The 12,320-nt window shown below is 43.6% G+C and carries 7 protein-coding genes; 4 read left to right on the forward strand and 3 right to left on the reverse strand.

Going from position 1 to position 12,320, the window contains the following annotated elements; genetic code table 11:
* Positions 1-13 precede the first annotated feature (13 nt).
* On the forward strand, positions 14-1,147 hold the full coding sequence (locus tag CWO27_RS02250; RefSeq protein WP_102480689.1) for a ribosomal protein uL16 3-hydroxylase: 1,134 nt from the start codon (positions 14-16) through the stop codon (positions 1,145-1,147).
* A 127-nt stretch (positions 1,148-1,274) separates the two neighbouring features.
* Here CWO27_RS02250 and CWO27_RS02255 read toward each other — a convergent pair whose 3' ends face one another.
* A complete protein-coding gene (locus CWO27_RS02255) occupies positions 1,275-3,392 on the reverse strand; it encodes a methyl-accepting chemotaxis protein (RefSeq protein ID WP_107898503.1) in 2,118 nt (705 codons plus the stop codon).
* A 498-nt stretch (positions 3,393-3,890) separates the two neighbouring features.
* On the opposite strand from CWO27_RS02255, the gene emrD reads away from it, so the two are divergent.
* The 3 genes from emrD to xthA all read left to right on the forward strand — a co-directional run bounded on the left by emrD (position 3,891) and on the right by xthA (position 8,500).
* Positions 3,891-5,096, forward strand: a complete 1,206-nt coding sequence (emrD, locus tag CWO27_RS02260; protein WP_048659687.1) for a multidrug efflux MFS transporter EmrD — start codon at positions 3,891-3,893, stop codon at positions 5,094-5,096.
* A 336-nt stretch (positions 5,097-5,432) separates the two neighbouring features.
* The gene (locus tag CWO27_RS02265) at positions 5,433-7,523 is read left to right on the forward strand and encodes a S9 family peptidase (protein ID WP_170960834.1); all 2,091 of its coding nucleotides are present in this window, start codon (positions 5,433-5,435) and stop codon (positions 7,521-7,523) included.
* A gap of 170 nt (positions 7,524-7,693) precedes the next feature.
* Complete coding sequence (gene xthA, locus CWO27_RS02270; RefSeq protein WP_019824400.1) at positions 7,694-8,500, forward strand: exodeoxyribonuclease III; 807 nt, start codon at positions 7,694-7,696, stop codon at positions 8,498-8,500.
* Between the two features lie 37 nt (positions 8,501-8,537).
* Here the strand turns inward: xthA and CWO27_RS02275 are convergent, their stop codons facing one another.
* Together CWO27_RS02275 and CWO27_RS02280 are read right to left on the reverse strand one after the other, a co-directional pair.
* Positions 8,538-11,414, reverse strand: a complete 2,877-nt coding sequence (locus CWO27_RS02275; RefSeq protein ID WP_107898505.1) for an ImpA family metalloprotease — start codon at positions 11,412-11,414, stop codon at positions 8,538-8,540.
* 227 nt (positions 11,415-11,641) lie between these two features.
* Entirely contained in the window at positions 11,642-12,319 is a 678-nt protein-coding gene (locus CWO27_RS02280; RefSeq protein WP_060982332.1) for an ABC transporter permease, read from the reverse strand.
* Position 12,320 lies beyond the last annotated feature (1 nt).

Below are 12,320 nucleotides of genomic sequence, written 5' to 3' on the forward strand. Positions count from 1 at the left end.
ATACAGGATTCACATGTACCAACTTAGCTTTTCTATGCCCGAGTTTCTTGAAAATTACTGGCATAAGAAACCAACCATCTTAAAAGGTGGCTTCCAGAACTTCGTCGACCCAATTTCGCCGGAAGAACTTGCTGGTTTATCGATGGAAGAAGAAGTGGATTCTCGCTTTGTTTCTAACCTCGACAACAAATGGACAGCCGAACACGGTCCATTCACTGAAGAGAAGTTTGGTGAACTCACTGAAACACATTGGCAATTGATCGTTCAAGCAGCCAACCATTGGCATCAAGGTGCAAATCAGCTGACTGAAGCGTTCCAACAATTACCAAACTGGTTGTTCGACGATCTCATGATTTGCTACTCAGCACCTGAAGGCGGTGTTGGCCCTCATATTGATCAATACGATGTATTCATCATTCAAGGCCAAGGTAAACGTCAATGGAAAGTGGGCGCGAAAGATGTTGGTCAGTACAAAGAGACCGTTCAAGCGTCTGCTCTACGCCAAATAGAAGGCTTTGAGCCAATCATTGATGAAACCTTAGAGCCGGGCGATATCCTTTATATCCCGCCAGGTTTCCCACATGAAGGGAACACATTAGAGCCGTCGATGAGCTACTCTATTGGCTACCGTTCCCCTAAAGAACAAGAGCTAATCAGCAACTTTGCCGATTTTGTGCTTGCTCATGATATGGGTGACGTACACCTGCACGATCCAGAATTCAAAACGCAAGAAGGCTACGGAAAAATTCGTTCATCGGATTTAAGCAATCTCACTGACATGTTGAAATCTGCACTAGAGCAACCTGAAACCATCAGTGAATTCATGGGTTGTCTGCTAAGCCAATCACGCCACCAACTTGATATCGTCGCTCCTGAGCCATTATGGACTCAAGAAGAGATTGCTCAACATTTAGAGTCTGAAGGTGAAATCCACCGTGTATCTGGCTTAAAGGCGCTCTACCACGAAAATGAAAACAACACGGCTTACATCAATGGCGAAGTGGTTAAGGTTGATGAAGCGGACTCTTCATTACTCAACACACTTTGCGATGAAACCTTGATTACTTCAGCTGCTGCTCTATCTCCTTCGGGCGTAACGGTCGTGACTGAACTGGTGAACAAAGGCTACTGGTTTATCGAAGAGTAAGCAGCGTCAACCGCTGGTTATTGACCATCTTCTAAAGCAACAAATAAAAAAGGGACAAATGAAATCTTCATTTGTCCCTTTTTCTATTCAAGAATTAGTTAAGGCTTAATGCTTATACCTTGAAAAACTATACCTTGAACTGATTAACCAACTTCTGTTGTTGTTGAGACAGTTCGTCAATCTCATTACCGACTTGCTCAGAAGCTGCGGCTTGCTCCAAGATCTTCGCACTCAAATCGCGAATATTAACCACGCTTTGATTTACTTCACCGGAAACCGATTGTTGCTCTTCGGCTGCTCGAACGATCTGACTGTTCATATCACTGATCGCCTCAATAGAAGTAAAGATCGAACCCAGATCTTCAACTGCTTTCTGAACGTGGAGTGCTGTGTCGTTTGCAAGTATATTGCCTTCTTGTATCGCTTCAACGACATCTTGAGTTCCAGCATGAACCTTATCGATCACCGCTCTGATCTCACCAACAGATGACTGTGTGCGACTTGCGAGATTTCTTACCTCATCCGCAACAACAGCAAAACCTCGACCTTGTTCACCCGCCCTCGCCGCTTCAATAGCCGCATTCAATGCCAGTAAGTTAGTTTGCTCAGAGATCCCTTCAATAACACTTAATATCTCGGTGATGTTGCCGTTATTTTTTGCCAATTCTTCAACAATAGGTACAGCGCTCGACATACGCTCCACCAGCTTTCTCATTTCACCAGCTGAGAGCTCAATAACTTGTTGCCCTTGTTGAGCTGAACGATTCGCTTCGCACGCTGCATCAACCGCCACTTCTGCATTTTGTACCACTAAGCCCGCAGTTTGAGTCATCTCTTCTGCCGCTGTTGCTACCAGATCGACTTCTTTAAACTGAGATTCACTACTCTCTCGAGTGCTTGATGCCGATGCTTTAGCCTGACTGGTCGTACTCGCCACTTGTTCAGTGGTATGGATAACTTCTTTGATCGTGTGTTGTAGCGTATCTAAGAATAAGTTAAACCCTTTAGATAACTGACCAATTTCGTCTTGAGATTTCACTTCCAAACGCTGAGTCAAATCACCTTCACCAGAAGCGATATCATTAAGTCGTTCGACCACTTGTCGAATAGGCTTAACAATTGAAAGTGAAGCAAATGCGATAATGGCTAGACCAAAGAAAGTGAACACGGTACCGGCAATTACTTCCGTCTTAATGCCTTCACTTAACTTAGTGCTAATGATGGAATCCAATTTATTTGCATCAGCGACAACACTCTTTCTTGGGATCTCGAACAACACGCCCCAAGTTTGGTTAGCCGCAACAACTGGAGCAAATGCGAGTAACCACTCACCGTTCTCACTCCATTGCGTTGTCACTTCGCCACCAAAGATAAAATCGGTCATCAAGTCGCTGTTTGTGTTGTTACTTTGGAAGCTCGAACCAACTGCAATGCTTGAATCATCAGAAGCAATAACAGAACCGTCTAGGCTCACCACGTAAACTGCACCTGCGCCATCGAACAAGCTTTGATCAGATTGAGTCACTACATTGGTTAAGCCATCTAACCTTAGGTCGATTCCTAAGAAACCAATCGCCATATCATCGACTAAGATTGGCACTGAGATTGAAGAAGTAAGTAAGGTTTTACCCCCGCTATTTACGACTCTTGGCGTACTGATACATGTTTGCCCTGATGACAAAGGACAGTAGAAACGCTCACTGTTGCTATCATCACTCAAAATCGATTCTGAAAGCACGTTCGGCAGAACATTCTCACCGTTGTCTGCCACCTTCCAATAAGGTGCAAAACGGCCTTTTTCGTTAGAACCGACATAATCGGCATCCACATAGTTCGCGTCTTCACTATCGAGCAAGTCTGGTTTAAAGACTAAATACGCCCCTTGGATCGAATCAAAGTTTAAAACTGAACGACGCACCATTTCATCCAACGCAGTACGAAGTTCTTCACTTGGGGTAAAGTTTTCATCGGCATTGTTCTTTAGAAACTGAGCATTCGCCGCTAGCATCTCAGCACGATAAATAGCTTCGTCGACGTAACGTTGAGTTTCTTGAGCATTGAGCTGAGAAACAGACGCCAGCAACTGCTGAGTTTTATTGATAACTGATTCTGAGCTTTGAGATTTGATGACTTGTTGATTACTCGTCGCGTTGTAGATCGAGAAACCAATAAGAGACAGTGACGTAATGATTAAACAACAACCTGCCAAGAGGGTTATTTTCCACTGTACCGATAGAGAGCGCATTTAATATCCTTATTTAAGCCAAAAGACTTCCATAACCATAACTATCACACCGACAACAAATTGCTGTACACAATGTAAATGAGTTAGACGAATAGCTTAGCGAATAATTACAGCACAAATCGCTTACATATAAAACGAAAGTTTACATAAATGTTAACAAGCCATGCCTTTTACCTATTGCTTCTGCGATTTCAAAATAATCTACTCATACAATCATTGCCAATAGGCCTATTGCTCTAACATTTTGGGTATAACCTAGCATCGATATTTCAAGGAAGCTGACTCTCCCTACATCTTTAAAACGCCGTAATTTTGGATTACTTTTTCTAATCCAAGTTATAGATTTTTATCTTGATCAACTTCACATTTTTTGATTGCTAAGTCGGCAATCAAGCTCTAATATCTCGCGCCTAGATTCCCTGAACACTTTATTCTTTTGGCTCTCCTTAATGGAGTGCTAAGGCTTTTTACGTCTTTAATTTTTGGAGAGATACGCAAATGTCTGCCTCGTTTCCATTAGCGAAACTTACCTTTTTAATCGCTATTCTGACAGCCGTAGGTCAAATGACTCAAACGATGTACGTGCCTTCTATCGGTCATATGGCGGGTGAGTTCTTGGTTTCTGCGTCTTCACTTCAAGCTGTGATGGCGTGCTACTTGATCCCTTATGGTCTGTCGCAATTTGTCTACGGCCCGCTTTCTGATCGCCTAGGTCGTAAACCTATCATCGTAGTAGGTTTGATCATCTACATCATAGGTACTTTGGTAGCCTTATTCGCTCATGAGTATCAATGGTTCCTAGCGGGTAGCTTTATCCAAGGCTTAGGCATTGGTTGTGGCGGTGCGATGTCTCGAACATTGACTCGTGACTGTTTTGAAGGCGCAGAACTGCATCGTGCAAATAGCTTAATCAGCATGTGTGTGATTTTCTCACCATTGATGGCTCCTGTTTTGGGCGGTTACTTAACAGAAGCTTTCGGTTGGCGTTCTAGCTACTTGTTCCTCGCGCTGTTTGGTATCGCGGTTGTGATCACCATGATGACGAGCATGATGGAAACTCTGCCAAAAGAACGACGCAAAAATGAGTCTGTTGTAAACAGCTACAAATTCGTTCTGTCTGACAAACGCTTCCAAGGTTTCCTACTAGTTCTAGTAGCAACATTCGCGGGGGTCGCAGTATTTGAAGCCGCGGCTGGTGTATTACTTGGTGGCGTACTGGGTTTACCTGCAACCACAGTCAGCTTGTTGTTTGTTTTGCCTATTCCGGGTTACTTAGTGGGTGCTGGTCTATCGAGTTACATCGCACAACGTCGCTCTGAGCGTCGCGCACTGAATGTTGGCCTAGTGTCGATCTTAGTCGGTTCAGCCGTGGTGCTGATACCGGGTCTGTTTGGTCAAACAACAGCATTAACTTTGATTGGCGGTGCAACCATTTACTTCTTGGGCGCTGGTATCTTATTCCCAGCAGCAACAACGGGAGCACTTTCGCCATTCCCATACCACGCAGGTACAGGAGGCGCGATCTTAGGGGGTATGCAGAACCTAGGTGCTGGTATCGCAACACTATTGGCATCGTTCTTCCCAGCTCAAGATCAACTGCCGCTCGGTTGCCTGATGATTGCTATGTCATTTATCGTGATGCTTGGTTTACGTTGGGTCAATCGCAAGCCTGACCACTCAAACGAAATGCCATTGGCTATCTAAAGTAAAGCTCGAATCCAGCCCAAACGAAGAAAAGGGACATACTGATAAGTGTGTCCCTTTTTTGTTGCCCGTTTTCCCTCACCTCACGCCTGCCTAAATTTCATTTAACATTACTTTGATTTTTTGAAAACAATAACAGACACTTACGTTGAAAGTGCATATCCAGAATCCAATTATAAATAACATCACTGGAAGAAAACTAACCACTAACTAAAGGATGCTGGCATTAAAACGAGTAAGGTGCACACTAAGGATCTACAGATGCGTTTCGCTTTAACCACATTAGCCGTATCGGCCGCGTTTGTCGCCGGATGCAGCAATCAAGGAATAACAACCATGAAACACTACTCTCCATCGCAACTCGTCGCTCAGCAGACACAAGCTCCTGTTGCTAAGAAAGTCCCTCATGCAATGACGATTCATGGTGATACTCGAATCGATAATTACTACTGGATGCGTGATGATGAACGCCAAGATCCAGAGATCTTGCAACATCTTGAACAAGAGAACCAGTACGCAGAGACCGTGCTGAAGCATACAGAATCAACACAAAAACAGTTATTTGAAGAGATAAAAGGTCGAATCGCGAAAGACGACTATTCGGTACCGGTGCGCAAAGGCAGCTACTACTACTCGAATAAAGTTACAGGTGACAACGAATACCCAGTTCACTTGCGTGAAAAAGACTTTTTAGGCACAGACAAGCAAGTCATCTTAGACGTTAACGAACTAGCAAAAGAACATGAATTCTTCAGTATTGGTGGCTTAACGATCAGCCCAGACGAAAACTTGTTGGCCTATGGCGAAGATACGCTGAGCCGCCGCATTTACACCATCAAGATCAAAGACCTCACCACTGGTGAATACCTAAAAGATGAAATTGAAGGTGCTTCGAGTGCTATCGCGTGGCAAAACGATAACCAAGCCTTCTACTACATCAAGAAAGATCCACAAACGCTGCTGGGTTACCAAGTCTACCGCCATGTATTAGGCACACCTCAAACAAGCGATGAGTTAATCTACGAAGAAACCGACAGCGCTTACTACACCTCTTTGAGTAAAAGCAAAGATGGTGAACAGGTCTACATTTGGCACTCGAGCACAGAAACCAGTGGTGTTTCAGTCATAGATGCCAACAACCCAAAGGCTAAAGCCGAAGCTTTTTACCCAAAAGAGACAGGCATAGAGTACAGCATCGCTAAATTGAGTGATTGGTATTACATTTATACCAACTACCAAGCGGTCAACTTTCGTTTAATGAAAGTCGCAGCCGAAGAGATGCATGACCGCTCAAAATGGGTCGATGTCATTACAGCAGACGATAACACTCAGCTTGTTGATTTCGAGTTGTTTGATGACCATCTTGTTTACGAGCAACGTGCGGATGGCTTGTCTAAAGTCACGGTTCGCCAACTCTCAACAGGTAAAGAGTTCCCACTTAAATTTAACGACACCGCTTTTGCCGCTTACTTAACGAGTAACTATGAGTTAGATAACTCAAAAGTTCGAATCTATTACAGCAGCTTGACTACGCCTGGAACTTACTATGATTTCGACCTAAGTACAGGTGAGTCTGAAATCAAGAAGCAAACACCCGTATTAGGTGATTTCAAAGCGGATAACTATCAATCAGAGCGAATCATGGTAACGGCTCGCGATGGTAAGCAAGTACCTGTCTCTTTGGTCTATCGCAAAGACTTATTCAAAAAAGACGGCACTAACCCAATTTACCAATACGGCTACGGATCTTACGGTTCAACCATTGAACCGACCTTCAGCTCGACTCGTCTCAGCCTGCTTGATAGAGGCTTCGTTTTTGCGATCGCTCACATCCGCGGTTCAGAAATGCTAGGGCGCCCTTGGTATGAAGACGGCAAAAAGCTGACCAAACAAAACACATTTAATGACTTTGTCGATGTAACTAAGGGCCTAGTTGAAGAAGGTTATGGCGCTAAAGATAAAGTATTTGCGGTAGGCGGTTCGGCAGGCGGTCTACTTATGGGAGCGATCATCAACCAAGCTCCTGAATTATATAGAGGCATTGGAGCACATGTTCCGTTTGTCGATGTGGTAACAACCATGCTTGATGAGTCGATCCCTCTTACGACTAACGAATACGACGAATGGGGCAACCCTAACAATAAAACCTACTATGACTACATGCTAAGTTACTCACCGTACGACAACGTTAAGGTACAAAACTATCCGAACATGTTGGTGACAACAGGCCTACATGATTCACAAGTACAATACTTTGAGCCAATGAAGTGGGTGGCGAAACTGCGTGAAATGAAAACAGACAACAATGTACTGGTGTTCAAAACCGATATGGAAGCCGGCCACGGTGGCGCTTCTGGTCGATTTAAGCGATTAAAAGAAGATGCTCTTGAATACGCCTTCTTTTTAGACTTATTAAAAACTCAGTAGACTCAGCGTAACTGTAGGTATTCACACAACTTAACGTCGCCATTTAGTCTCGACAAAATGGCGACAGAAATTATTAAGCATGGTTAAATACGATTAACCATGAAATCCACCAAATCAAAAAATCTTTGAAAACTCGCAGTGACAAAGGTTTACGAGAGGTATAAAAACAAATGAAAGTAATTAGCTTCAACATCAACGGCCTGAGAGCCCGCCTTCATCAACTGCAAGCTGTTATCGACAAACACCAACCGGACGTAATTGGTCTGCAAGAGATAAAAGTACACGATGAAGCCTTCCCAATTGCTGATGTTGAAGCAATGGGTTACAAGGTTTATTTCCACGGCCAAAAAGCACACTACGGTGTGGCAATGTTGTGTAAGCAAGAGCCAATCTCAGTTCAGAAGGGTTTCCCAACAGATAATGAAGACCATCAAAAACGCATGATCATGGCGACGTTTGAAGATGAAAATGGTGAAAAGGTTACCGTGCTAAATGGCTACTTCCCTCAAGGGGACAACATCAAGCATGAAACAAAATACCCGTACAAACGCGAGTTCTACAAAGACTTGATGACTTACCTAAACGATCACCACAACAAAGATGAACAAGTGATCGTGATGGGCGACATTAATATCAGCCCTATCGACGCAGACATCGGCATTGGTGAACCTAATGCGAAACGTTGGTTGAAAACCGGTAAGTGCTCTTTCCAACCTGAAGAACGCGAATGGCTAAAAACTCTAATGGATTGGGGTTTTGTGGATAGCTTCCGTCTACTGCACCCTGAAGTGAATGATCAATACTCGTGGTTTGATTACCGTTCAAAAGGTTTCGTAGACAACCGCGGCCTACGTATTGATGTAGTCCTAGCAACTCAGAAACTTGCTGATAAGTGTACTGAAGCAGGCATCGACTACGAACTACGTGGCATTGAAAAGCCATCTGACCACGCACCAATTTGGTCGACGTTTAAGTAGAAAATAGGGAGCTCATGCTCCCTATTTACTTTTTAGATTAGTTGATTGGCCAAGGGGTTGTCCCGTCGATACTAATAGGTGCTGTGGCAAACTCATCGACACAATAACCTTGGTTTGAGCTCGCGAAGTACGTTAGTGGCATTGGTGGCAAATTCAGTGTCACTACTTGTTGTTTTGCTTTATCCGTAAAACTAAAGCCCCACATATCTAGATAATTCCGCATATCCCGCTCATTGACATAACTCAGCGCAACCAACAGCCAATCGTCGTTCGTGATCTGATTTGCTTCCTCTCTTGAATAGCTGTCAAAGCCAATGGTTTGCCTATTTGCAACCCACAACTCGTCACTCGACTTTAAACGATTAAACTCACGCTCAATCAAGTGTAAACGCCCTAGCAAATGCCAACCAGAACTCAATACACCTTGCTGCTCAGTTAACATCATCATTTGAATGAAGACTCTCGCTCCCCAGCTCCAACCGGTTTGATTCTGAGCTGCCATAAAAGCATTTGGGTCAGATTGAGCTCGGCTCTGCTGCAAAAGTTCATACTGCCCTTTAAAATCTAAGCCTTGGCAAGACGATACTTTTCCGGTGTCTTTATAATATTTTGATTTACTAAAATACGAATAGTAGTTCGTTGTAGAGTGCCCATCCCAGCCGCTAAACCTAAATCGACCACGCTCTAAACCATGCCCTAACTCGTGAAGATCACCATGCCCTAATGGATGAAACGACCAATAGGCATCATACGGGTTTCCTGAACAACCATAGCCACAGTTAGCTTGGTCTGCATTCATATGCTTTACAATGTCAATGGTTGCAATTTCCCAGCCCTTGTCTTCCCCGTATTGGTGTATTTCAGCAATTTCATCAATACCCGGCCCTTTAAAGCCTGCAAGTGCATGAGGAAAGTTATGTACATAACGCTCTGTGGCAAGAGCCATATCATGAGGCTGAGCCCAATCAGCAGCACTGATAGACTCTTTCATTTTGTCTAGTTTAGAGTGGACTTCAAATCCAGGTGTTACCAGTTCTGCCCAGTCAAACTTTCCTTCTTCAAGTTGTGCCACAAAACTATCGTTGTCCGCCTCACTTCGCCAAACCGGGTGTTGAGCAACATTTTCAAAACACAACTCCACATCGATATCATTGGTATCAAAATGAACCTGTAATGTTCCACCATAGGCTGAAGTGAGATAAATCGTCTCGCCTGGTTTCACTGGATAAGTTACCGAGGTTAAAAATTTCGGCCGAGCGTAACCGTCATTGCCTGAAAACTCGTGTGTCGCGCCACTACGCAATGTATTAAATGCAATAGACGTAGCCACTTCGTTACTGTCTAAGCGAGTCACCTTAATCGTCTCACCTGGCAATGCGTACACTCCAGCTGATCGAAAGTGTCTCTTGGACTCAAAGGCAATTGTTTTGGTGACGAGCGGTACGTTTTCAAAACTCTTGGTACTGAAATTGCCTAGACTTGGTTGCGCCGCGTTATACACGCGACTGTTGTAGGTCGCGTAATCACTGTAATAAGAGCGAAGAAAATCAATTCTCTCTGTCACGCCCTTACCCATTGGGTACTGAACGTCTTGGCGATAGCGATCCGCAAGTAACAGTAACAACTTTTCATATTCGTAATCATCGGTTGAAAATAGGTCAACTTTGTTACTATCAAGTGATGTTAAGTGCGAACGAATACTGTTTGCTGCAGTATAGAACTCTTCATCCATATTGGATTCATCAGGGCAAGATTTGTCATCGCAGGTAGTCAAGTCAACGGTAAAACTATCATCTTTCAGTCTCTGTAAAAGCGCTTGTTGTTGAACAATGTTATCCGGTACCTGATTAATGAGCTGTGTAGAATCCCAATTAGACAGGCCAAGCTTGCGCCAATAGTTATCACCAACGTAGGTCATGTGCATTTCAGCAAACAAGGCATTACCTAAGTCCGTCATACCGCCATCAAGATGTAGATATAACACTGGAATATTTTTGGTGAACGCCAAACGTAACCCTGAAATCACATCTTCAATGTCATCACCATCATTTAACTTTTGAGACAAAACTAGCAAGTCAGGGTTATTGGCTTCAATACATTGACTTAATTTACTACCATCACAAGTATTGTCAGCGTTGATAACCATAGAAGCATTAACATTGTCGTTTAACCAGTTTCGTGTCGCTTGATCATCAGGAAAATAATGAGACTGATCAAGCTGAGCTAACACAACATTCTGTGGCGAGTCAGTACTAGAAGTCCACCTAACTAAGTTCTTCAACCAAGTATCCATCTCTTCGTTGACAGAATCAGGAAAGCGCTGCTTAGTTCGAAACGGGTTACTTGCTAATGCTGCATAGCGGTTGTCGTCTGACGTATAACCCGCAATACCAATGACAAGCTCTTGGTTGGCATAGCCATCTTGCATCGCTTTATTGGTTTTTAAGATGACATCGTTAAAGCCATAGGTAGGTAAGATGATTGCCGTGTCATGTGTTGGATCCCAATGAAGATTACGTAGAGGTTCCCCTTCAAAGTTTTGGGATAAAGCTTGCTTAATATGATTGTAGTCCTCGTTGTATTGAGCAACTAATGCTTGGCTTGCCTCAATAAACTCCAAGGAATTATCAACATAAGAAGCATTACCAGTCGACAAGGCTTTTTGAACTGCGGTTTGCGGAATTGGGTTTATATCTGGCTCACCGCTTCCATCACCGTCATTACCTCCAGAACCTCCAGAACCTCCAGAACCTCCAGAACCTCCAGAACCTCCAGAACCTCCAGAACCTCCAGAACCTCCAGAACCTCCAGAACCAGTTTGGGCACTTTCACCGCCACTACCACCTCCGCACCCTAAAAGTGATAACGTGATAACACAAAGAACCAAGTTCGCTAGTAAGTTACTCTTTTTCATCATTATTCCGTACAACAACAAAATCTTTCCGAGTCTATCTATAGTTAAGTCTAAAGCAATTATTCTAATGAATGCGTGAACGCAATTTGAAGCAAGTTAACTGTTTTTAAAAATCTATAGTTCGTATTGACGAGCCTCTGCCCAAACCATGACTGTGTTACCTTTTCGATACAAAAAACGGCGCTATAGAAGCGCCGTTTTATTAATATGATTTGTACAGGGTGCGATTAACTAAGAGGCCTTAGGTAAGCAAGGAAACGTTTCTCTGCGAATTTGAAAATCGCGATGATGATAAACGTGAGCGCCATGTAAAACAGACCTGCCGTTAGGAAAGATTCAAATGGAGCGTAATAACGTGAGTTAACCAAACGAGCTGCACCAGTTAGATCCATAATGGTTACGATACCTGCTACCGCAGAGCCGTGAAGCATGAAGATGACTTCATTACTGTAAGCTGGCAGTGCGCGACGTAAAGCACTTGGCAGAATGATGCGGCGGTAAGTCTTTGGTGTGCTCATACCGTACGCTTTTGCGGCTTCAACTTCACCTTTAGGTAAGCCGTTAATGGCACCGCGAATGATCTCTGCTGTATATGCTGATGTGTTAAGAATGAATGCCACCAGAGCACAGAACCATGCATTTTCCCATAACGTATCTTTTACTGGGAAGAATTGATCCATACCGTAATAAATCAGGTACAACTGCACCAATAACGGCGTACCACGGAAGAAATAGATGAACGACCAAGCCGGAGCGTTAATCATCATATTTGGGCTGTTACGAGCGATAGCTAATGGTATGGCTACGAATAAGCCAATAATCAAAGCGACGCAAACCATCCAAGCTGTTGTCCATAAACCACCAAGGTAAATCGGCAGGCTTTCAATTATCAATGAAAAGTCCATA

The sequence above is a fragment of the Vibrio sp. 10N.286.51.C3 genome, assembly GCF_003050065.1.
Taxonomy (GTDB): domain Bacteria; phylum Pseudomonadota; class Gammaproteobacteria; order Enterobacterales; family Vibrionaceae; genus Vibrio; species Vibrio crassostreae.

Coding starts and splice junctions, on each gene's coding strand:
- emrD (WP_048659687.1), top strand. CDS start 3,891: ATGTCTGCCTCGTTTCCATTAGCGAAACTTACCTTTTTAATCGCTATT.
- CWO27_RS02275 (WP_107898505.1), bottom strand. CDS start 11,414: ATGAAAAAGAGTAACTTACTAGCGAACTTGGTTCTTTGTGTTATCACG.
- xthA (WP_019824400.1), top strand. CDS start 7,694: ATGAAAGTAATTAGCTTCAACATCAACGGCCTGAGAGCCCGCCTTCAT.
- CWO27_RS02265 (WP_170960834.1), top strand. CDS start 5,433: ATGAAACACTACTCTCCATCGCAACTCGTCGCTCAGCAGACACAAGCT.
- CWO27_RS02255 (WP_107898503.1), bottom strand. CDS start 3,392: ATGCGCTCTCTATCGGTACAGTGGAAAATAACCCTCTTGGCAGGTTGT.
- CWO27_RS02250 (WP_102480689.1), top strand. CDS start 14: ATGTACCAACTTAGCTTTTCTATGCCCGAGTTTCTTGAAAATTACTGG.
- CWO27_RS02280 (WP_060982332.1), bottom strand. CDS start 12,319: ATGGACTTTTCATTGATAATTGAAAGCCTGCCGATTTACCTTGGTGGT.